The organism is Dyella choica (assembly GCF_003977665.1).
GTDB lineage: Bacteria > Pseudomonadota > Gammaproteobacteria > Xanthomonadales > Rhodanobacteraceae > Dyella_B > Dyella_B choica.
The window spans coordinates 471394-492293 of the sequence record NZ_RYYV01000001.1 but is presented as its reverse complement, the minus strand read 5'-3'; the positions used below and the strand labels follow the sequence as shown (position 1 = coordinate 492293).

23 protein-coding genes are annotated in these 20900 nt (G+C 62.9%); 2 read left to right on the top strand and 21 right to left on the bottom strand.

Annotated features, from left to right (window positions below; all coding sequences use genetic code 11):
- Positions 1–14: 14 nt before the first annotated feature.
- The 4 genes from EKH80_RS02385 to EKH80_RS02370 form a co-directional block, all read right to left on the bottom strand.
- Positions 15–1433, bottom strand: a complete 1419-nt coding sequence (locus tag EKH80_RS02385; protein WP_158628717.1) for an outer membrane protein transport protein — start codon at positions 1431–1433, stop codon at positions 15–17.
- Positions 1434–1648: 215 nt separating this feature from the next.
- A complete protein-coding gene (locus EKH80_RS02380) occupies positions 1649–2119 on the bottom strand; it encodes a hypothetical protein (RefSeq protein WP_126683105.1) in 471 nt (156 codons plus the stop codon).
- A gap of 493 nt (positions 2120–2612) precedes the next feature.
- Positions 2613–5027 carry a penicillin acylase family protein gene (locus EKH80_RS02375; RefSeq protein WP_126683104.1) on the bottom strand — a complete coding sequence of 805 codons (2415 nt, stop codon included), beginning with the start codon at positions 5025–5027 and terminating at the stop codon, positions 2613–2615.
- Positions 5024–5836, bottom strand: a complete 813-nt coding sequence (locus EKH80_RS02370; protein WP_126683103.1) for a phosphodiester glycosidase family protein — start codon at positions 5834–5836, stop codon at positions 5024–5026. Before EKH80_RS02370 ends, EKH80_RS02375 begins: the two co-directional genes overlap by 4 nt.
- Before the next feature lie 84 nt (positions 5837–5920).
- Here EKH80_RS02370 and EKH80_RS02365 point away from each other — a divergent pair, with 84 nt between their 5' ends.
- Positions 5921–6409, top strand: a complete 489-nt coding sequence (locus EKH80_RS02365; RefSeq protein ID WP_126683102.1) for an NUDIX hydrolase — start codon at positions 5921–5923, stop codon at positions 6407–6409.
- Between the two features lie 24 nt (positions 6410–6433).
- Here the strand turns inward: EKH80_RS02365 and EKH80_RS02360 are convergent, their stop codons facing one another.
- The 7 genes from EKH80_RS02360 to parC form a co-directional block, all read right to left on the bottom strand.
- Positions 6434–7651, bottom strand: coding sequence for a beta-ketoacyl-[acyl-carrier-protein] synthase family protein (locus tag EKH80_RS02360; protein WP_126683101.1), 1218 nt, complete (start codon positions 7649–7651; stop codon positions 6434–6436).
- A 4-nt stretch (positions 7652–7655) separates the two neighbouring features.
- The gene (locus EKH80_RS02355; protein ID WP_126683100.1) at positions 7656–7910 is read right to left on the bottom strand and encodes an acyl carrier protein; all 255 of its coding nucleotides are present in this window, start codon (positions 7908–7910) and stop codon (positions 7656–7658) included.
- A 155-nt stretch (positions 7911–8065) separates the two neighbouring features.
- A complete protein-coding gene (locus EKH80_RS02350) occupies positions 8066–8515 on the bottom strand; it encodes a DMT family transporter (protein WP_126683099.1) in 450 nt (149 codons plus the stop codon).
- The gene (locus tag EKH80_RS02345) at positions 8512–8871 is read right to left on the bottom strand and encodes an EamA family transporter (protein ID WP_126683098.1); all 360 of its coding nucleotides are present in this window, start codon (positions 8869–8871) and stop codon (positions 8512–8514) included. The genes EKH80_RS02350 and EKH80_RS02345 overlap by 4 nt, the downstream gene beginning before the upstream one ends.
- Before the next feature lie 14 nt (positions 8872–8885).
- On the bottom strand, positions 8886–9725 hold the full coding sequence (locus tag EKH80_RS02340; protein WP_126683097.1) for an alpha/beta hydrolase: 840 nt from the start codon (positions 9723–9725) through the stop codon (positions 8886–8888).
- Positions 9726–9825: 100 nt separating this feature from the next.
- The gene (locus tag EKH80_RS02335) at positions 9826–10311 is read right to left on the bottom strand and encodes a hypothetical protein (RefSeq protein WP_126683096.1); all 486 of its coding nucleotides are present in this window, start codon (positions 10309–10311) and stop codon (positions 9826–9828) included.
- A 190-nt stretch (positions 10312–10501) separates the two neighbouring features.
- Positions 10502–12742 (bottom strand): DNA topoisomerase IV subunit A, encoded by a 2241-nt coding sequence (gene parC / locus EKH80_RS02330; RefSeq protein ID WP_126683095.1) that lies wholly within the window; start codon positions 12740–12742, stop codon positions 10502–10504.
- 116 nt (positions 12743–12858) lie between these two features.
- Here parC and EKH80_RS02325 point away from each other — a divergent pair, with 116 nt between their 5' ends.
- Complete coding sequence (locus EKH80_RS02325) at positions 12859–13320, top strand: hypothetical protein (protein ID WP_126683094.1); 462 nt, start codon at positions 12859–12861, stop codon at positions 13318–13320.
- A 60-nt stretch (positions 13321–13380) separates the two neighbouring features.
- Here the strand turns inward: EKH80_RS02325 and EKH80_RS02320 are convergent, their stop codons facing one another.
- The 10 genes from EKH80_RS02320 to EKH80_RS02275 form a co-directional block, all read right to left on the bottom strand.
- Positions 13381–14253 (bottom strand): TraB/GumN family protein, encoded by an 873-nt coding sequence (locus EKH80_RS02320; RefSeq protein WP_126683093.1) that lies wholly within the window; start codon positions 14251–14253, stop codon positions 13381–13383.
- Positions 14254–14261: 8 nt separating this feature from the next.
- Positions 14262–15380: a cyclopropane fatty acyl phospholipid synthase gene (cfa, locus tag EKH80_RS02315; protein ID WP_126683092.1), complete on the bottom strand. Its 1119-nt coding sequence runs from the start codon at positions 15378–15380 to the stop codon at positions 14262–14264.
- Positions 15377–15739, bottom strand: coding sequence for a DUF190 domain-containing protein (locus EKH80_RS02310; protein ID WP_126683091.1), 363 nt, complete (start codon positions 15737–15739; stop codon positions 15377–15379). The genes cfa and EKH80_RS02310 overlap by 4 nt, the downstream gene beginning before the upstream one ends.
- Before the next feature lie 18 nt (positions 15740–15757).
- Entirely contained in the window at positions 15758–16144 is a 387-nt protein-coding gene (gene crcB / locus EKH80_RS02305; RefSeq protein WP_126683090.1) for a fluoride efflux transporter CrcB, read from the bottom strand.
- A gap of 96 nt (positions 16145–16240) precedes the next feature.
- Entirely contained in the window at positions 16241–17332 is a 1092-nt protein-coding gene (locus EKH80_RS02300) for a glycosyltransferase family 9 protein (RefSeq protein ID WP_126683089.1), read from the bottom strand.
- A gap of 31 nt (positions 17333–17363) precedes the next feature.
- Positions 17364–17843, bottom strand: coding sequence for a hypothetical protein (locus tag EKH80_RS02295; RefSeq protein ID WP_126683088.1), 480 nt, complete (start codon positions 17841–17843; stop codon positions 17364–17366).
- A 205-nt stretch (positions 17844–18048) separates the two neighbouring features.
- Positions 18049–18324: a cell division topological specificity factor MinE gene (gene minE / locus EKH80_RS02290; protein ID WP_126683087.1), complete on the bottom strand. Its 276-nt coding sequence runs from the start codon at positions 18322–18324 to the stop codon at positions 18049–18051.
- A 5-nt stretch (positions 18325–18329) separates the two neighbouring features.
- Positions 18330–19190 (bottom strand): septum site-determining protein MinD, encoded by an 861-nt coding sequence (gene minD / locus EKH80_RS02285; protein WP_126683086.1) that lies wholly within the window; start codon positions 19188–19190, stop codon positions 18330–18332.
- A gap of 24 nt (positions 19191–19214) precedes the next feature.
- Positions 19215–20000 (bottom strand): septum site-determining protein MinC, encoded by a 786-nt coding sequence (gene minC / locus EKH80_RS02280; RefSeq protein ID WP_126683085.1) that lies wholly within the window; start codon positions 19998–20000, stop codon positions 19215–19217.
- On the bottom strand, positions 19997–20620 hold the full coding sequence (locus EKH80_RS02275; protein ID WP_126683084.1) for a GNAT family N-acetyltransferase: 624 nt from the start codon (positions 20618–20620) through the stop codon (positions 19997–19999). The genes minC and EKH80_RS02275 overlap by 4 nt, the downstream gene beginning before the upstream one ends.
- Positions 20621–20900: the final 280 nt, after the last annotated feature.

Below are 20900 nucleotides of genomic sequence, written 5' to 3'. Positions count from 1 at the left end.
CTTTGAACCGGCCTTTAGAACTTGTAGGTGGCCGTCAGCGCCAGCACATCACCGCTGTCACTGGCGTAGCCATCCATGGAGCCGCCACCTAGCGCCAGCAAGGTGGTCTGACGCAAGGTGGCCTTGCTCAGGAATTGGTGCTGATAAGCCGCGTCGAAGCCCAGGTGCTCGCTATACTGGTAACCCACGCCCGCCGAGATGATTCTGCGGGTATTGTCGGGAATGCGCGGATCGCGGGTAGGGTTGCGGGTCGGGGTCTGGTCCCATGCCAAGCCGCTGCGCAGGGTCCACTGCTGATTGAGCTTGTAGTCGCCACCGACACTCAGCGTATAGGTATTGCGGTAGGCTGTGTCCAGGGACAACAGCTGCTGGCCTTGCGAATACAGTTCAAGGGTCTTGAAGGGGGACCAGTTGGTCCACTGGACCGTGGCACCCAGGCTGAAAGCGTCGTTGAACTTATGCAGGTAGTCGATATTGATGAACGCTGGCAGGTTCAACTGCGAAGACGCTCCGGCGCCATCCGGATTCAGATCTGGCAGGTGAGTGCCATAGGCCTGATTGAGCAGCGGAATAGCCTCAAGCGTATCGCGCATATTGATCACTGCTCCCGTGGCGGGGTCGATCTTGCCGTCGTTGGGAAAGTACATGGCATATTGACCATGCAGGCGATTGAGGATGCGCGAGTGATAGACCACTCCCAGGGAGTCGTGCTGCGTGGGTTTCCATTCCGCGCCGGCGAAATAGCCCCAGGACCAGTTGTGCACCCGGACGTTGATCTGTGCATCGCTCAAGGGGCTGAGCGGAACCCCGCTCAACGTGGTCAAGGTGCCACCCACATCCAGGCCGTTATTGAGCTGGGCGCGAGTACGCTGGGCCACGAGGCCGAAACCCACTGAGAAATGGTCCTGCACCTTGTAAGCCGCCGACATGCTCAACGCGATCGACTTCAGCGAGGTCATGGTGCCGAACTCACGGCCTTGCCAATCCGGGCGGTATTGGGTGACCAGAGCGTAGGGAACAGTCAGGCCCAGGCCGATCGCGAACCGGTCCGACACCGGCTGTGCATAGAACGCCGAAGTGTCGCTGATCACGCGGCCACCGCCATTGGGCAACCCGCCCGTCATCGGACGGCCGGCGGCGTCGGTAAAGCTGCCGTGGTATTCGATGCTGGGACGAATGCCGATCCAGCTGCCCTGGGCCACCGGACCGCTCAGCCACGCCATGGCCGCCGGGTTGTTATAGGCAGCAGAAGGATCATCGGTCCACAGGGAGCCGCCGGCAAAGCCGCGGCCGAAACCGGCGGCATTGGTGGTCGGTAACTGGAAGGCGGCGGCATGGGCCTGCTCCGCGGTGCCGAAAGCGACGAACACAGTGGTAGCCAGCACCGCCATCGGCAGGGAGGCATGGATGGAACGAAGCGAAAGCTTATTCATGAATGTTTTTTTCATCAGTTTCGTGGATTGAGCAGGTGACGCGTGACATCAAGGTATTGAGCAATGCCTTGGCGTTCCGACCAACTTTGAATTCCGCAGGTAAGACGACTGCCTGTCGAAATCTTCAGGCCGCCTGCGCATCACGGTGAAATTTCGATCCAACGCCCACAGAACGTCGGTACGCGTCTAGTGGGCACGGCATAGCGAAGCGAGGCTCAGTTCGAAATGGAGAACGTCGGGGTCACGGAAAGCGTGCCGTTGACCGTACAGGTACCGAGGCTTCCGTTGAGGGTGATCTCGCTCTTGCTGTTGTCCACCGTGGCACCGACATTTCCCGCGCAGCGCATACCGAACGGAGTGGTCACCGACACGCCCTGGATGGTGGCAATGGTCAGCGAGCTGATCGACACCGTCCACGGCAAGTTCATGGCCTTAAGGTCGCTGCAAACACGACTGCCCGAGAAACTTGCAGCGGTGACCCGCACATTGCCCGAGCCGTCAGTGACCAGCACGAAGGTGGAGGTGCAGGGAATAGGGACGCCCAGCGCAGTCATGCTGGTCGGACCCGTCGCAGTGAAGGTGGTGTTGACGGGATTGGCGTGGTAGGCAAAAGCAGATGACGCCGACAGCGCGCCAGCGGCGAGCATGGAACCGAAAACGAGCGCTTTGGTCAAAGTCAAAGACATTGTCATTTACCTCCTTAGAGATGGAATGAGGGTGCGCAAAGCAGGGAATCCATCGCGGCCCCTCCTTAGCGCCGCGACGCCCTATGACAATGCTTGCGCGCAGGCGATGCTAGGGTTATGAACCTCGCTGTCAGGCCGGATATTGCTGATGACGTATGTCGGAAATTTGTGCCTGTTTGTTTGCCGATCGCAGCTCCATGCAGAAGATGCACGCCAACCTACCGAGGTTATGGCTGTCATCGTTTGCCTACGTGTAGCTCGAAGCACTGCATCGGATGGCGTTGTCGGACACGCACAATCGGCGCAAGCCACCTGCGATGGCCTTCGCCCGAAGCCGTTGAGAATCGACGCACAGTACGTAGGCTGGGATGACAATCCCAGCTTTGGACGCAGCATTCCGATGCTGGGATTGCCATCCCAGCCTACGCACCGTCAGACGCGCACACCGCGCGCTGACGTGTACGTGAAATAGATCAGAGCATCCCTGGGGACATCAGCGCGGAGGCGGCTCAAGCAGCAGGGTGTATCGCGTCTTGCCCGGCATCAGCGGCGTAGGCCGCCCATGCACCCAATCCTCATGACCGGCTCCATAGAACGGCGATAGCGGGTTGTCGCTTTGTCCGCCCGGCATTTCCAGAATGCCTTCGTCTTCGTGTCCGGGCGATACATCAAGACGTTCGGATGCGCCGGTTGCAGGTCCCGCTACGCGTGGCATGTTGTGATCGCCGGACAACTCGTCGTCCGGCATGTCCAGCCATCGGCCGACAAAGCCGGGCAGGGCGCGCGACAGCGGATGCTGGATGCCGGCGTGGTTCATTTCGCCCCAGGTGCGGGCGGCGAGTCCGCCCGGTTGCTTGCCCAATGTGTCGGCGACATTGCGTGCGGCCTGCAGCAGCAGGGCGTGCCAATCGTGATACGTTGGGTCGAGCAGCTGCGCAGGCTGCTGTTGGACCAGCATCCATACGGCCGCCTCCTGATCGCCCGGTCCGGGCCACTCGAAATCCGCAAAACGCTGCTGGATCCGGGAGACGAATGGAGCGAGCACCAGCTTGTGCACCTCATCGCGGAACGCGTGCACCAGGCGGTAATCCACGCTATCGGGCGCGGCCTGGTTGCGCCATGCGCCGGTGAGCTGGCGCAGTTGGCCGAGCGAGGCATCCTGGGTGTTGGCGAGCGTGGTTTGCAGCAGTTGCTGCCAGCGGGAAAGGAACAGTGCGTGGTCGTCGAGCTGGATATCCAGCAGATTGCCGGGTCCGAAATCCGCACGTGCGCGCAGGTCGTCGCGAATCTGCTGGGCGCGCGCACCGACGTCGTGCCCGCCTTCGCCAAGCAGTGCCAATTCGTCGCTGCCTACCGTGCGATTGTTGGCGGTCCATAGGCGCCCGTCGGCGGGATTCTCGATCCGTGGGTATTCGGACGGTGCGGCCCATCCGGTCCAGCCGGTGTTCGGCAGCGACCAGTCGGCTGGCCGTTGCGGGTCGAAGCCGGAACGCAACGGAATGCTGTTGCCGGCGATGGTCCAGCCGATATGGCCGGCGCTGTCGGCGACCAGAAAATTCTGCGGCGGCATGCCGAAGCCCGGGGCCAGATCCAGTGCTGCCGAAACGCTGCTGGTGTGCTCCAGCTGCATCAAGGCGACGTTATAAGCGCGTGGCTGATCGCCAATCCAGGAAAGCGCAAGCGGCGTGCCGTCGGTGTCCTTGGCCAGGATCGGCCCCCAGCGCGTGTCTTCCACGTGCAAGGTATGCGGCGCTGCACCCTTGATGCCGATGATCTCGTCGTGCGGTTCAATCGTCGCCCAGCCTTCCGGCACCTTGTAGCGATTGGAATCACTCGGGTCGCGCTGGATGCGCACCCAATCCATCCAATCGCCGTAGCTGTTGGTGAAGCCCCAGGCGATCTGCCCGTTCGAGGCCACCACCAGCGAGGGCGTGCCGGGCAGGCTGACGCCTATCACGTCGCGTTGGCCCGTCGGCGCGGTCGGATCGGGATAACGCACGCGCGCGCGGAACCAGATGTCCGGCACGCGCAGCCCCAAGTGCATGTCGTTGGCGAGAATCGCCGACCCGCTACGCGAAATGCTGCCGGCCACCGCGAAACTGTTGCTGCCGGGATAGAAGCGATCCACCGACCGTATCGATGTTTCGGCCAGCGTCGCGTTGCCGCCCAGTGCGCCGGGCTTGCGCAGGTCGAACACATCCGCCGCGGGAACGACGGGCGAAGGGGAGGTGCCGTCCTTCAACGGCGCCTCCCAGGTCGGGTCAGGCGAGTTCAGGAACTTCACCAGCGGTTCGGGCAGCACGGCACGCATTTGTGCGATGTGTTGCTCGCGTTCGTTGCGGCCATCGTCGTTGAGATCCAGGTACATGGCAGCGATCACCAGCATGGTGTCTTCCGAGCGCCAGGGCTGCGGCTTGGCCTTGAGCAGCAAGTATTCCCAGGGTTTCTCGCGCAGGTTGAAAAGGCCTGCGTTCGCACCGTCGCGGTACACGTCCAGCATGTGCTTCTGTTCGGGGGCGAGTGCCGCATAAGCGGCCTGGGCAACCGCGCGCAGGCGATGGGCACGGTGATTGATATCGGTGTCGAGCGCGGCCGGCCCCACCAGTTCCGACAGTTCGCCTGCCGCCACGCGACGCATCAGGTCCATTGGGAAGAACCGCTCTTGCGCATGCACGTAGCCGAGCGCGTAGGCGACGTCTTCGCGCGATTGACCGGAGATGGTGGTCGTGCCCAGCGCATCACGGGCAATGCTGACCTCATGCTGCAGCCCAGTGACCCTTTGCCGGCCATCGAGCTGCGCGCGGCTGCCGGCCAGCAGCCACCATCCCGTGGCGAACAAGCCGAGTGCTACGACAAGCAAAACAATCAACAGCGTGCGGAACCAACGGAAGCGAGGTTTCGTCGTCATTGTTCGGCAAACACCGCAAAGATGCCCGCATAGGGCTTGACCATGAAGGTGGGAGCACCGGCGTAGCCGGTGCCGTCGATATAGAACTGCGAAATGCTGCCATCCAGGTACAGCGCATCATGGCAGTCGAGCTTGTCACGAAACAACTGCGCGAAGGTATGGAAGTTCACTGGCGACTCGCTCACTGCGAACACCACCTGATAGGGTGTGCGTGCGCACACCCCGCTACGCCATTTGTTGCTGGTGGAATCATGCACGAACTGGTCGTTGATCCTGCCGTCGACCACCAGCATGGGCCCTGACTGTGTGGCCCAGTCCACCGGCTTGGCGTCGGCCTTGAAGTCGGTGCTGGTGCGAACGGCGGCATGACCATCGCGATAGACGGCGAACACGCCGTTGGGACGGATCGAAAAATTGCCGGCGGCCGGGTTGCCGCGGAACAAATTCAACGGCACCACCGTCTTGCCGTTTTCCACATACAGCCCCAGCGGCGCGTAGGATTGGTCGTAGATGCCCGCATTGGTTGCGAACATCAGCCGTTTACCGTAGGCCGCACCCCATTCGCGCAGGCTCTGGATATCGCCGAAAGGTTGGCCGTTGTCGGGATTCTTCCAATGCAGCGTCAACGCCTCGCGGTGCAGATCCAGGCTCACCACCGTGAAATCCTGACCTTGGAAACTTACTTCGCGGCTTTCCATCGGGTGCAACTGGTTGCCGCAAGCGGTCAGCAGCACCGGCACCCCCAGCAGGGCGAGCAAGCGAGGCGTCAGGCTGCGGCGCAGCCGTCGGATGTGGGTGGACGAGTGCATCCGTGGATGGTCGCCGCCCGGCGGTGACGGATGCAAGAGCATCGTCGGGGTAAACTTCAGCTTTTGGATCAGGAAGGGATACCCATGCCCTATACACCCATTGTCGCCACGCTCGGTTACGTGCTTTCCCCGGATCGGCGCAAAGTCCTGATGATCCACCGCAATGCGCGGCCTGACGACCAGCACCTGGGCAAGTACAACGGCCTGGGCGGCAAGATGGAGCCCGGCGAAGACATCGCTGCCTGCATGCGCCGCGAGATCCGCGAAGAGGCCGGCATCGAATGCGAGTCGATGCACCTGCGCGGCACGCTCAACTGGCCAGGCTTCGGAAAGCAGGGCGAGGATTGGCTGGGCTTCATCTTCGTGATCGACAGCTTCAGCGGCGAGCCCTACACGAGCAATCCCGAGGGGGTGCTCGAATGGATCGACGTCGAGCGGATCATGGAGCTGCCGATGTGGGAGGGGGATCGCCACTTCCTGCCGCTGGTGTTCGACCGTGACCCACGTCCCTTCCACGGCGTGATGCCGTATCAGGACGGCCGCATGCAGTCGTGGGCGTTTACGAGGTTGTGAGGGCGTTGGGGGCAAGCCCCCAACCTATGGTGCCCGTCGTAATGCCACCACCGCATTGAGCCCGCCAAACGCGAAGGAATTGCTCAGCGCCGCACGTACCGTCATGGCGCGTGCCTCATGCGGCACGTAGTCGAGATCGCAAGCCGGGTCGGGGCCAAGGTAATTGAGCGTCGGCGGCACGATACCGTTGCGTAGCGCGCCGACCACGGCAATCAGTTCCAGCGCACCGGCCGCACCAAGCGCATGGCCGTGCATGGGCTTGGTCGAAGTCACTGCCAGCCGGCGCGCATGCTTGCCGAATACGTTGTGGATGGCGCGTGTTTCGGTGCAGTCATTGGCGACAGTACCGGTGCCATGCGCGTTGATGTAGTCGATATCCGCCGGCTGCATACCGGCATCCTGCAGTGCGATGCGCATGGCCGCGGCGGCTCCCACGTCGGAAGGTGCGGCGATGTCGCCGGCATCGGCGCTCATGCCGACGCCGGCCAGCTCCGCCAGGATCGTGGCGCCGCGCGCTTGCGCGCTCTCCAAGGTTTCCAGCACGAACATGGCCGAACCCTCACCCAGCACCAGGCCGCGGCGGTTGGCACTGAACGGACGGCAGGTATCGGGTGCCAGCACGCGCATCGCTTCCCAAGCACGCAATATGCCTAGGGTGATGCAGGCTTCGGCACCGCCCGCCACAGCCGCATCCACCAGGCCCGCGCGTATCATCAGGGCGGCCTGGGCGAAGGCATGGTTGGAAGAGGCACAGGCGCTCGACACCGTGAAAGTTGGACCGGTTATGCCGTGCGTCATGCTGATCTGGCTGGCAGGCGCGTTGCTCATGATGCGCACGATACCGAGCGGATGGAACCGGCTAGCCTGCTCGCCGTAGAGCTTCTGATACAGCCCTTCACGCGTTTCTTCGCCGGCGGCGCCCACGCCCACCACTACGGCAGTGCGAGGGGCGCGCTCGTGGTCCAATGGCAGGCCCGATTGCCGGATGGCTTCGCCGGCCGCGACCAGCGCGTGCTGGCTGAGCGGGTCGAGGAACGGCAAGCGCGCCGCATCGATGTACTTCAGCGGATCGAAATCGCTGACCTCCGCCGCGATCGCGGCGGAGGCGCGCAGGTATTTGGCGTCGATGTGATGCACAGGACCAATGCCGCTGCGGCCTTCGGCCATGGCCTGCCAGATGTCGGAAGCATTGTGGCCGAGCGCGCAGATGCCGCCCATGCCGGTAATCACGATGCGGCGCATGGACTCAACCGTTGGCCGGCTTCTGCGCCAGCTGGCGCTCCACCGCCCCAGTCAGGTGACCGACGGTGCCGTTCTCGAAATCGACTTCCTCGTTGGGAAGGTTGATGTTGAAGTGCTCTTCGATGTCGAAAATCACTTCGATGGCGTCCAGCGAAGCTACGCCGAGATCCTTTAAGGTTGATTCGGGCTTGATGGTCTCCATGCCGATCTTCGCCTGCTTGCTGATGATCTCGAAAACTTCTTGTTGCACGTTGCTCATGAAAAGTCCCCGTTATTCCGCTGAGTGCAAGCCTGACGAAGAGCGTGCACATTGTCCATATGAACAGGAAGGTAAATCTTGAGCGGGACAGCAGAATGGCTACCCGGTCCGGCATCGTCGCGTGGGATAGGTGAACCTTGCAGTACCAAAAATGTTCAATCCCCGCTGGTTACGCCCAGGGAGCCGGCAGCTTCCTCGGGCACATCGTGCGCAGGATGCGTGCGGCTTTCGGCGCAGGCCAGGCACACGATTCCCAGCACGACCACGCCTGCGCCGAGCAGGCGCACGGGGGTCAGTGCTTCATGGAACAGCCATGCCGAGGCCAGCATCACGCTGACCACGTCCAGGTGCGAAGCGGCGAAAGCCGGGCCGATGGGCGCGTGCTTGAGCAGGTTCATCCAGGTAAAGAAGTTACCAACGTAGCCGATCAGCGCGATATAGATCCACGGATGTCCCACGATGCGCAGCACCCATGCCCAGCTTGCTTCCGGCGGAAACGCGTGCGCGCCGGTCAATTTGAAACTGACTTGCACGAGGGTGTCGAACACCAGCAGCAGGGCGAACCCGCCCAGGTAGAAGCGCCAGGTGTGAGCCGCGGCGCTCATCCGGCTGCGCCCACGATCGCCACACCGATGCTTACCAGCAGGATGCCTGCAACCCGCAGCGGCGTGAGTTTTTCCCGGAACAGCCAGCGCCCGCCGAGCATGATCACCACCATGTTGATGGATGCCAGCAGCATGCCTTTGGAGAGATCCACCAGTGAAAGGAAGGCGATCCACGACGCAAGGTGCAGCGCATAAGCCGAGAGGCCCAGCCACAGCCAGGGACGGCTGGCCATGTGGCGCCAACGCGCTGAGCCGTCGCCGGCGTCAGGATCGCTGGCGGCGGCCTTGAAGGCGAGCTGGCCGCCGGTATCGAGCGTCACGTTGACCAGCCACAGCGTGGCGACGAGGGGGGACACGCGAGGGATCCGCTTCAGGCCGCTGCAAGCGCACTGGGTGTGCAGCTTGCAGCCACCCTCGAAAAGAAATCGGCTGAGCGGTCGATCAGCAGCCGGCGTTCGCGATCGACGGTGATCATGTGGTAGCTGTCTTCCAGCAGCTGCATTTCCACCGGCCCCGACACCGAACGGGCGACCAGATAGGCGTTTTCCAGGCTGGCCACGTCGTCTTCGGTCGCGTGCGCGACCAGGCATGGCGCCGTCACCTTGGGCAATTCGCGTCGGACCACCGCGGCCATGTTGTACATTTCGGCCAACGATGGCCACGGATTGCCCGGCAGGCCGGCTGCCGCGCTGTCGCCACCTAGCATCAGGCCGCTGATCTGCGCGCGCAGGCGCTCGTCGCGCAGGCCATAGGGTTCGTTTTCATGCACCATGCGGTGCTTGCCCAGTCCCAGGCGATGCAGCCACGGCAGCAGGAAGGAGAGGCGGCCATACCACGGTATCGCCCAGCCGTCATAGCGGAACGTGGCGCCGTACACGCCCACGCCGCGCACCCATTCAGGACGTTCCGCGGCAAGCTTCAGCGCCAGGATCGCACCCATCGAAAGGCCGGCCACGAACAGATGATCCACTTCGTGGCGGAATCTCTCCGCTGCCGTCTCCACGCTGGCATACCAGTCCTTCCAGCCGGTGGCGAGCAGGTCCGGCACATTGCCGCAATGGCCGGCCAACTGCATGCCGTAGACACTGAAGCCGGCGCGATTCAGGCCCTTGCCGACCAAGCGCATTTCGGTTGGCGTGCCGGTGAGGCCATGGATCAGCAGCACGCCACAACGGCCACCTTCGAAGCGGAACTCGACGTTTTGAATCACTAGGGGGCTCGACTGCGGACGAAAGGGCTGAACCGGTCCTGCAGTTTGTGGGGAGCGGCTTTCTAGGTGCTTTCGGGGCGGAAAGGCCGGGCGAGGAGCATTAATGCCCGTTCAATCCGCCAAACCGGCTCACCCCGATGGAAATGCCCACCGAGCCGGTCGGATGGTCGCAACTGCCGGTGTTTTGCACCACGCTTACTGCACCGGATTGGTAGTTGCCGGTACCGATATGGCTGCCACTGACCACGCCCATGCCAACCGCGCCGTGCACCTGAGCTTTGTTGTAGGTGGAGTCGTCGCAAACGGGTACGGCCGCGTCGTGGTTGCCGCGCGCGCCGCTGGTATCGCCGTAGTAGACGCCTGGCGCCGGGCTGATGGCGGCGGGATGGCCGTTCACGGTCACCGCGCCCTGCTTGGCGGGGGCGCTGCTGGGTGAAGCTGGTTGCGCGGTGCTGGAGCCGGATGCCGGGTAGCCCTGGTAGCTACCGGGTGGCAGCTTCAGATTCAGCGGCGGATTGCCTGTCTGCGCCCCGGCAGCAGTGGCCAGCCATGTTGCGGCCAGGGCGGTGATGGCACTGCGTTTCATGAGGAGGCTCCGAAGTTCGTCACGCACATAACGCATGGCAATGCCTTGCCGTGCACATGGTTGTGAGATGACTTGCGGGTGGGGGAAGTTCCGTTCAAGGACAGGATTCCACCGTAAGACAGGGTACAAACCCAACATCGCAATGCGCATGCACGGCAATGCTGGGGATTGCACCCCTGCCTGATTCCGGTCAGCCGGTAGTCTCGATCCGCTCCACGCGGCGCAGGCCACGCGGCAGGACGCCGCCACGCGTGGCCCGATTGCCACCGTATTCGACCAGATCGGCCCAGCGCAGCGTAAGTTTGCGCTGTCCGGCGAACAGCGTGACTTCGCCCTTGCCTTCGGCGACCACGGCTATGCCGGCAACACGTTCCTCGCCATTGCCAAGTTTGGCCTTGGGAATCTCGATTAGCTTGTTGCCTTTGCCCTTGTCCAGCTCAGGCAGTTCGGCGACCGAGAACATCAGCAGGTGGCCATCCGTGGTGGCGACGACGATGCGATCACGTGCGGGATCGGCACTTGTTTGCGGTGCTAGCACGCGCGCGCCGTCACCCAGCGTGATGATCTGCTTGCCGGCCTTGTTGCGTCCGGTGAGGGCTTCGAAGCGGGTGACGAAGCCATAACCGAAGTCCGTGGCGAGCACGAGGCGTGTGTCATTGTCGCCGGCGGCGATCGCATCGAAACGCGCGCCAGCTGGCGGCGTGAAGCGACCGGTGAGCGGCTCGCCGTTACCGCGTGCGGAGGGCAGCGTATGCGCCGGCGTGGAGTAGCTGCGGCCAGTTGAGTCGATAACCGCGATCTGCTGCGTAGTACGCGTCTTCACCGTGGCGAGCAGGTTGTCGCCTTCGCGATACGACAGGCCCTCGGCATCCACGTCATGGCCCTTGGCGGCGCGGATCCAGCCCTTCTGGCTCAGCACCACTGTGACCGGTTCGCTGGCCACCAATGCACTTTCGTCCAGCGCTTGCGCGGCTTCGCGCTCGACCAGCGGCGAGCGGCGATCATCGCCGTACTTCGCGGCGTCGGCCCGCAGCTCTTCCTTGATCAAGCTCTTGAGCTTGGCCGGCGATTTCAGCAGCACGTTGATCTTCGCGCGCTCTTCCTCAAGCTGATCGCGCTCGGCATTGATCTTCATTTCCTCCAGGCGCGCCAGCTGGCGCAGCCGGGTTTCGAGAATGTAGTCGGCCTGTTCCTCGCTCAGGCGGAAGCGCGCCATCAGCACCGGCTTGGGTTCCTCCTCGGTGCGGACGATGCGGATCACTTCGTCGAGGTTGAGGTAGGCGACGCGCAAGCCTTCCAGCAAGTGCAACCGGCGCTCGACTTTCGCCAGCCGATGATTGAGGCGGCGCGTAACTGTATCGACCCGGAAGCTCAGCCATTCGGAAAGAATGCGCCGGAGATCCTTCACCTGCGGCCGTTCGTCCAGGCCGATCATATTCAGATTGACGCGGAAGCTCTTTTCCAGGTCGGTGGTGGCGAACAGGTGCTGCATCACCTCGGCCAGCTCCACGCGGTTGGAGCGCGGCACGACCACCAGGCGGATCGGGTTTTCGTGGTCGGATTCGTCACGCAGGTCCTCGATCATCGGCAGCTTCTTCGCGCGCATCTGCGCGGCGATCTGCTCCAGGATCTTGGACGGGCTGACCTGGTGCGGCAGCGCGGTGATCACGATGTTGCCGTCTTCCTGCGTGTACACGGCGCGTGCGCGAATCGAGCCGACGCCGGTCTGGTACATCGCGATCAGTTCGTTGCGCGGCGTAATGATTTCCGCTTGGGTCGGGTAGTCAGGGCCGCGCACGTGTTCGCACAAGTCGGCGACGGTGGCGTCCGGGTCATCCAGCAGGCGAATGCAGGCGCTGGTGATTTCGCGCAGGTTGTGCGGCGGAATATCGGTGGCCATGCCCACGGCGATGCCCATGGAGCCGTTCAGCAGCACGTGCGGCAGGCGCGCGGGCAGCCAGCTTGGCTCTTCCAGCGTGCCGTCGAAATTCGGCGCGAAATCCACCGTACCCTGGCCCAGTTCGCCGAGCAGCACGTCGGCGATCGGGTTGAGCTTGGACTCCGTGTAGCGCATGGCAGCGAAGCTCTTGGGGTCGTCCGGCGAGCCGAAGTTGCCCTGGCCGTCGATCAGCGGATAGCGATACGAGAACGGCTGCGCCATCAGCACCATCGCCTCGTAGCAGGCACTGTCTCCGTGTGGATGGAACTTGCCGATCACGTCGCCGACCGTGCGCGCGGATTTTTTCGGCTTGGCGCTGGCCGCCAGGCCCAGCTCGCTCATCGCATAGATGATGCGCCGCTGCACGGGCTTGAGGCCGTCGCCAACGAAGGGCAGAGCGCGGTCCAGCACGACGTACATCGAGTAATCGAGATAGGCCCGCTCGGCGTATTCCTTGAGCGGGATCTGTTCGTAATTGGCTTGCAGGGTCATGGAGATAGGACTGCCAGGGGCGACGCCGAGGATGGCGGGGTTACAACCTGGAGATGGTGCCAGATGGCGAGGCGCTTGGGCTAGAATGCCTGCGATCCGTTCCCTCCAGGTGAGTCATGCACTATCTACGCACCGCCGCCGTGGCCATGGCTTGCCTGCTCGCTGCAGGCTGCTCGCATTTTGCCGGGCGCCGGCCGTTGCCCGGTTATGCGGACCAGGATCATCCGTCGGCGGATACCGCTTTGGTCGTGTGCGGCGAGCCATCCCAGTACAGTTGCGGCATCACCGGTGTGAACCAGGTCGCCACCTGGGAGAAGTTCAACGGCGGCAAGACGCCATGGGTGCGCGTGCTGCCGGGCAAGCAGGTGATCAAGCTGACGCTGTCCAATTCGCATCAGCTCAATCGCCAGCAGGTCATCATCGACAAGGTCGAGGCCGGCCATGTTTACCGCATCGAAGTGGGCTTCAATGGAGCGCTGCTGACGGCGTCGTACCAGGACCTGGGCAAGATGGATTCGTACACGATCCATATGCCGCGCTTCCCCTTTTCGCCCAAGGCGATTACGGCCTCGTTCTGACGCCCTAAAAGCCGTCATTCCCGCGCACGTGGGGAAGGTTCTAGGAGAGAGGGGCTCTGTTCAATCCTGCTGCGCCGTAACCCCGATCTTGGCCAACTGCGCCTGCACGCTGTCCGGCCCGGCCAGGTGTGCCGCGCCTACCGCGACGAACACCGTGGCGCCTGGCTGCCTTAGCATGTCCTTGATCCTGGCTGCCCAATCCTGATTCCGCTGCACCAGCAGCTTTTGGTACAGCACCGGTTCCTGCGTTTTGAGCTCATCGTTCTCCAGCTTGGCGATAGCGGCGACGTCGCCGCTCTTCCACGCGTCGACCAACGAGAGCAGTTCGGCCTTGTCTTTTTCAACGTCGCGCAAGGTGTCACGCAGGAACGCAAGCTGCAGCGAGTTCGGCAGGTCGGCGAGAAAGCGGATCTGCTGCTCCGCGGTTTCCAGGCCATGCACCGGCTTGCCGGTGTGCGTCATCTGCGCCTGCAACTGCTTGTCGACACCGGCAGCGGGATCCAGCCCCGCTTTCATCAAGGGCGCCACGGCAAGCGTCAAGGCGGCGAGCCACGGTTTCATCGGCTGCAGGGCGGTGGTGCCTCCCGGCAGCCCGGCCAGTTGCGCGGCTTTCGCCAGGGCGGCGTTGTCGCTTTCGTTGAGCAGCGTTGACAAGGGATGCTCCGTATCCATGCCATAGCGCAGTACCAGTGAGGCCATGCTCGCCTGGTCGTCATCGATCAGCTCGATATACAGCACCTGGCTCTTGGAGAGTGCGTCGTTCAAGGCCGGAAAACGCCAATCCGTATCGTTCGGCAGCAGATGCACGGTGCCGAACAGATAGACCGTACTGTCGCCGCGCTTGACCTGCCACAGAGTGGGATGGGCGAGCGCATTTCCGCTCAGCAGGAACAGCAGGGTAAGCAGAACGAGCAGGCGTCGATAGAGGGTCATGGTGGGACTCAGCGTGGAGAGCGATAGCCGCCGGCCACGCCGTGCGGACTCAGGGTGAGTTGCCAGAGCTGATCGCGCCGGCTACGGAAAATAGCGGCAGATACCGCCAGGTAGAACTGCCACATGCGACGAAATCGTTCGTCGTAGTGGCTGGAAAGCGCGGGCCATGCTGCATCGAAATTCTCGCGCCAGGCGCTGAGCGTGCGATCGTAATCGGTGCCGAAGTTGTGCCAGTCCTCCACCACGAACAATCCTTCCAACGCGGCCGCGACCTGGCTGGCCGCCGGAATCATGGAATTGGGGAAGATGTATTTCTCGATCCACGGATCGGGCCGTCCTGGCGCCTGGTTGGTGCCGATGCTGTGCAACAGGAACAGGCCGTCGTCGTTGAGGCAGCGGCGCGCCACTTCGAAGTATTCGCGATAGTTCTTGCCGCCAACGTGCTCGAACATGCCGATCGACATGATCGCATCGAACGGTTCATGCAGTTCGCGGTAATCCTGCAGACGGATGTCTACCGTCAAGCCTCGGCACAGCTCGCGTGCCAGCGCGGCCTGTTCGTTGGAAACGGTGATACCTACGCCTTTCACACCGTAGTGTTCGGCGGCGAACTTCAGGGCCTCGCCCCAACCGCAGCCGATGTCGAGTACGCGCATGCCGGGCTTCAACTGCAATTTGCGGCAGACCAGGTCGAGCTTGGCTTCCTGCGCATCGTCCAGGTTGGTGGAGTTGGCCCAGTAGCCGCATGAGTACACCATTCGCTTGCCCAGCATGGCCTTGAACAGGTCGTTGCCGCGGTCGTAATGCATCTTGCCGATCTCGAACGCGTGCTGGCCTCGCTGCAGGTTGATGAAACGGGCCTTCAGATGCGCGATCAACGTATCCAGTGACTTGAGGTGTTCATCCAGATGGCTGCGGAGAATCCGCGTGAAAAGACCGGGCAGATCTTCCGCGTCCCACCAGCCGTCCATGTACGCTTCGCCAAGGCCCAGCGAGCCATGGGCGAACACGCGCGCGTAGAGCTGTTCGTCGTGGACGCGAATATCCGTGGGAGTGGCGCCGTTGATGCATACGCCGGCCAGTTCGAGCAGTTCGGCGGCGCGTTGGCGCAGGGAGTCCTGGCTCATGTTGCTTCGTCCTTGCCCAGGATGCCGAATTGTACCGGTGACCAAGCATAAACCAGATCAACGCCGGCTTCCCGTACCAGGCGCAGCAAGGTCTGCGCATTCGCTTCGCTGAGCAGGAACTCCACCTTCAGCGGCAGGTCGTCGGCGAGTTCGAAAAAGGCTTCGTGATGCAGCACGCCATGTCGCCCGAAGCCGGCCGTGGCGCGGAACACCGAGCCGCCGCCCAGTTTGTTGCGCTTGGCCAGTTCCAGCAGCCACTCGGAGATCAGCAGGCCATCGTGCCTGGCGTGAACATGCGTATAGAAGCGTAAAAAGATGCCGTTTGCCGGGGTGTTACGAAATGAGACATCGATGCTCATGACGTGGCCGACTCCGTATCAATGATGCAACAGACCGCGCGTAATGAAGATCCCTAGGATGGTCATGGCCAGGCTGCCGAGCAAGTGCACCGCGACGTGTACACCAAACCATAGCAGCTGCCCGCGCAGCAGCAGGGTGTCTGCTTCTGCGGAAAAAGTGGAGAAGGTGGTCAGGCCGCCGAGGAAGCCGGTCATCACGAACAGCCGCGCTTCCGGCGGCAGTGCCTGGAGGTGTTCGAAGATGCCCATCATGCAGCCCATGATCAGCCCGCCGCCCAGATTCGCGACCAAGGTACCCAACGGCAGGGTGGGGAAGACCGGATTGAGCAGCACGCCGAGGATCCAGCGCAGCCAGCATCCGATCGCGCCACCGAGACCGACGGCAAGGAAACCACTCCAATTCATGCCAGGCATGCTAGCCGATGCGCATGGTCGTGGGTAGGCTGGGATGACAATCCCTGCTTCTGGAGGCGGCAGGCGAGCTGGGATTGTCATCCCAGCCTACGTGTTCAACTCCGGCATGGCGGCAATGATGCGCGCCACTTCTTCGGGTTCCTTGCCCTGTGCTTGGATCACATGCCGGCCAGGTCCATACGGTCCCCATTCGGCGGCGTTGGTGACGGTGAAGATGCCCATGGTGGGCACATCCGAGGCGCACGCCAAATGCATCACACCGCAATCGGCGCTGATATAGACGTCCAAACCGGACAGGACGCAGGCCAGTTTGCGCAGGTCGCTGGAGAAGTAGGCGCTGTAGCGCGAGCCGAGCATCGACTCGCCCGAGTGCGGCAGGATTTCCACGAAGCGATGTCCAGGGTGCACCGCTTCCAGCGCCTGCATGAAGCGCGCCCACCATGCTTCACCGAGCAGCTTGCTGCCGGTGGCATTGCCGAAGATGCCGACGATGCCGCGCCCGGGCGATGCGATGCCAGCGGCAGCCAGCGAACGCATCAGCGCTTCCTTGCCTTGCGCGCGTTCGCTGGCGCTGAGGCGGATGTCCGGCACGGGATAGTCTGCCGCAACCTTGCTGCCCATCGCGTGGCGCAGGAGATAAACCGGACGGCGCCCTTTGCTTTCCAGCTCGTCCGGCAGCGGCACCGGGTGGGTGATCTCGCCGTGCTTCTTCGGACTGCTGAAGCCGAGCGTGTAGGTGGAATTGGACAGCAACGTCAGCAGGCGGCCGGTGTGCGACAAGGGATCGGCATCGATCGCCAGGTCGTAGCGGAGCTTGCGCATGCGCCGCAGAGTGCCGAAGAACTGGAACGGATGGCCTACACCATGCGCGGGCAGTCGGAAGATCCGTTGCACATTGAAGAAGTGGCCGTAGACGCTTTTGGCGATTGCGCTGCGCGTAAGGATGTCGATTTCCGCTGCCGGATAGACTTTTTCCAGCTCCGACAGCAGTGGCGTCAGCAGCAGCGTGTTGCCGAGGCTGTGGCTGACATGGCAGACCAGGATGCGATAGATGCCTTTGGCCGGCAGTGGTTCCGACGTCGGCTGGCCGTGACTGCCGAATACCATGCGCATGAGCCGGCGCGCGACAGTGCGGCGAAAGTCGTTGATGGGGCTGTAGTAGCGCGTTTTCTTCAGCACGGCAGGCTTGGTGGCAATAAGGCGACGGCGACTATACCGGTTCGCCGGCCGGCGTGAGCAATCCGCGCCCGATCAGCCAGATTCTGGCGTTCTCCGCATCGTGCTCGAACCAGGCGCGGGCCGAACCAAGCCGAAACGTGTAGCCCCAGGCATCCATGTCCGCCATGATGCGCTCGCGCCCCACGCCGGGGAGCAGGTCGCCCAGCACGACCTGCAGGTAGCAGACCGCATCCTCCTCCTCGATCGAATCAGTGGCGTCGGTATGCACTTCGCTGCGGTGCTCCGGCGGCAGCACGATCAGGTGACCGGCTTCATGCAGCACCGAATGCACGGGCGTATCGCCGCGGGAGTATACGGTTTGGCCGATGATGCCGGCTTCGTCATCGCCCCAGAAGCTGCCTGGGATCGCTTCGCCGTCGGCGACAAGCACCAGGCTCAGGCCGTGACGGGCGAGCAGGGATTCTATGGTGCTGCGGTCGATGTCGATAAGACGAAGGATGGATGAGGTCATAAGGTTTCTCCCCAGGACCTCCGCTTGGCGCGATGAAAATCTTGCCTTGTCGTCATCCCGGCGAAGGCCGGGATCCAGTCCAAACAACCCGTGCGCAGCACACAAAACTTTTTTGTGTTGAGTGCTTCGCACGGCGTATTGACACTGGATCCCAGCCTTCGCCGGGATGACGAGCGCGCCGATTGAGGTCCGGGAGGACTTTCGCTCAGGTTGCGGGATTCTCCGCAGCTTTGCCCTCAGGCAACGCCACGGAAAGCTCCAGCACCTCGTGCCCGCTATCGCGTTCGACGTTGATGCTGATCGCTTCCAGGTCGACGTTGACGTATTTCTTGATGACTTCCAGCAGCTCGTTGCGCAGCAGCGGCAAATAATCGGGCGCGCCGCGCGTAGAGCGTTCCTGCGCGACAATGATGCGCAGCCGCTCCTTCGCTACCACCGCGGTCGGTTCGGGTTTGCGCCTCAGGAAATCGAGAATGCCCATGGCGGTCAGCCTCCGAACACGCGCTGGAAGAAGCCCTTCTTGGGTGCGTCGAGAAAGCGCATCGGGCGGCTTTCGCCAAGCAAGCGGGCCACGGTGTCGCGGTAGGCCTGACCGGCATGCGAGTTTTCGTCCAGAATCACCGGCACGCCGGAGTTGGAGGCGGCCAGCACGTTTTCCGATTCGGGTATCACGCCGACCACATTGATGCCGAGAATTTCTTCCACGTCTTTTACGCTGAGCATTTCGCCCTGTTCGACACGCGAGGGGTTGTAGCGTGTCAATAGCAAGTGCTGGGTGACGCCGCCGTCACCACGCTCGGCGCGGCGAGTCTTGCTGGCGAGCAACCCCAGGATGCGATCCGAATCGCGCACCGAGGAGACTTCCGGATTCACCACCACCATTGCGTGGTCGGCGAAGTACATCGCCAGGTGCGCACCTTTCTCGATGCCGGCGGGCGAGTCGCAGACGATGTAGTCGAAGCCATCCTTGCCCAGCTCTTCGAGTACCTTCTCCACGCCCTCCTGCGTAAGCGCATCCTTGTCGCGCGTCTGGCTGGCGGCCAGCACGTAGAGATTCTCGTGGCGTTTGTCCTTGATCAGCGCCTGCTTGATGGCGGCTTCGCCCTGGATCACGTTGACGAAGTCGTAGACCACGCGGCGCTCGCAACCCATGATCAGGTCGAGATTGCGCAAGCCGACGTCGAAGTCGATCACGGCCACTTTTTTGCCGCTCATCGCCAGGCCCGTGGCAAGCGACGCGCTGGTGGTGGTTTTGCCCACACCGCCCTTGCCGGACGTCACAACGATAATCTCAGCACTCAAGGCACATCTCCGAATATGTTTTTCTAATGTTTTTTGCTCTGCCATGCGGCGAACCGGTCAGAGCATGCTTCATTTCAGCGGTGCAATCAGCAGCTTTTCGCCATCGAGCCAGCATTGCACAGACTGGCCCTCCAGGTCCTTCGGTATCTGCTCGAACACACGGTAGTGGCCGGCGATCGCCACCAGCTCTGCGCGAAAGTCCGAGATGAAAATACGCGCTTTTGCATCACCTTGCGCGCCCGCCATCGCACGGCCCTTCAGGCTGCCGTAAATATGGATGCTGCCGTCGGCGATCACTTCGGCGCCGTTGGCGATGGTGCCGACCACCACCAGGTCGCGATCGCGCGCATAGACCTGCTGGCCCGAGCGCACTGCGCCATCGTGGCGTTGTGCGCCGACGGCACCTTCCGGCTGCGACAGTACAGGTTCGCGCACGGGGAGCGGGGCGGGGGGCACTGCGGGAGGCACTGCGGGAGCAGCGGGGGCGGGCGCTGCGCTGCTGCCGCCATCGGCCGGCTCATACGCCGCGCGGAACTTGGCGATCAGCGGCAGGCCCATGCGTTGCGCTAGCGCTTCAGTGGCGCTGGTGCCATAGGCAAGGCCTACCGGCAGCATGCCGGCGCTGCGCACCGCTTCGAGCAACGCGTCCACTATGCCGTCGTCCGGCAAATTGAGCAGATGGCTCAGGTCCAGCACCACCGCGGCGCGCGAAAACAGTTGCGGCGCCGATCGTACGCGGCGTTCCAGTTCTTCGCATAAAGCCGCCGCGTCGGGTCTTCTTACACGTACGCAGGCAATTCCGACCTGCCCGAAACGCAGGTCGCAGGCATCAGAGGTTTCCATTTTTGCATTCATGAGCGCCGCTCTCCGGCGAGGCGGCGCGCCTGGGGGTCTTGGTTGGCCAAAGGAAGGTCGCGGCCCGCCAGCCAGGGAAGGTCGGGCAGGCCGCCGTGTTCGAGGTAGGTATCGCGCACGTAGGCGTAGCTGGGCAGGTCCTTGGCGAGCAGACTCACCTGCGGACCGCGTTCGCCCATGCGCTGCTGGCCCACTTCCTGGAAGCCATAGGTGCCGTGGAACAGCACGACCACATCGTCGGCCGGTTCCAGGAACACCTCGCACGTCAGCAACGGCACTCGAACCTCAGCGTAGCTGTTCACGTCGCAATAGAAGATGCGGCCCAGGCCGTGGCGGCGGTAGGCGTTGGCGATCACGATGCGGTCGATATAGACGAACGACGGATAGTGCCCGCTGAACCAGCGGTAGTTGGGGCTCAAGTAGTCGCGGCCGTCGCGCAGGGCGATCAGGAAGCCGGCGAGATGGCCGTCGATCTCGGCCACCCGGAAGTAATCGGCCTGTTCGTAGAAGTAGCGCAGGCGTTCGGCATCCAGGGCGAGGATGGAGCGACCGGCAGTGTTGTTGAGTGCCAGTACGGCATCCAGGTCGTGCTCGCGCACGTCGCGGATGGCAAGGGCCATTCGTTGCTCCGCAATAAGTGGTGGCTAGTTCAGACCGACTGACGGCCCAGCTGTCGCGCATTATGGCATGCGCCACCGGGCGGCACATCCCGTATTGCGGCATGTAAAAGGAAAGTAAAGAGCAGGGGGTGGGGAAGGGGGCGTGACGATCGAGGCCTGAGCAGGCCGGGCGCTTTGTGCCTGGTTTTCCGCAAGCCCTCGCAGGGGCGTGCGGCGGCGCAATCTTCATCTTCCCATCCCGTCCCCTGGGTCTCGTTCCCCGCCTTTCATGACTTCCCGC